The sequence below is a fragment of the Cupriavidus sp. SIMBA_020 genome (genome assembly GCF_046535395.1).
Taxonomy (GTDB): domain Bacteria; phylum Pseudomonadota; class Gammaproteobacteria; order Burkholderiales; family Burkholderiaceae; genus Cupriavidus; species Cupriavidus campinensis.
In genome coordinates this window covers 1-267 of record NZ_JAWRWU010000713.1, presented here as the reverse complement: position 1 = coordinate 267, position 267 = coordinate 1, and the positions used below count along the sequence as shown (strand labels likewise).

Here is a 267-nt window from a genome sequence, read left to right as displayed (position 1 = left end):
GCGCGACCGCAACGACATCATCGAAAACCTGCAGGAACACGTGCGCGAACGCCTGGCGCCCTACGAATACCCAAAGGAAATCGAGTTCGTCGAAGAACTGCCCATGACCACCACCGGTAAAATCCAGCGTCGCATCCTGCGCCAGCGCGAAGAAGAACGCGCGCGGGCGTCCAGGCCCCAATGACGCGGGCGGGTCCACGAACGACCCGCCGCCGTATCCGGAGACAGGGCATGCCCATTTACCAGCTCGACGACCTCATTCCCCGC

General features: G+C 63.3%; 1 protein-coding gene. It reads left to right on the top strand.

The features are described 5' to 3' along the window. On the top strand, positions 1-184 hold a 184-nt coding region (locus tag SB751_RS31190; protein ID WP_410749167.1), incomplete at its 5' end, for an AMP-binding enzyme. Positions 185-267: the final 83 nt, after the last annotated feature.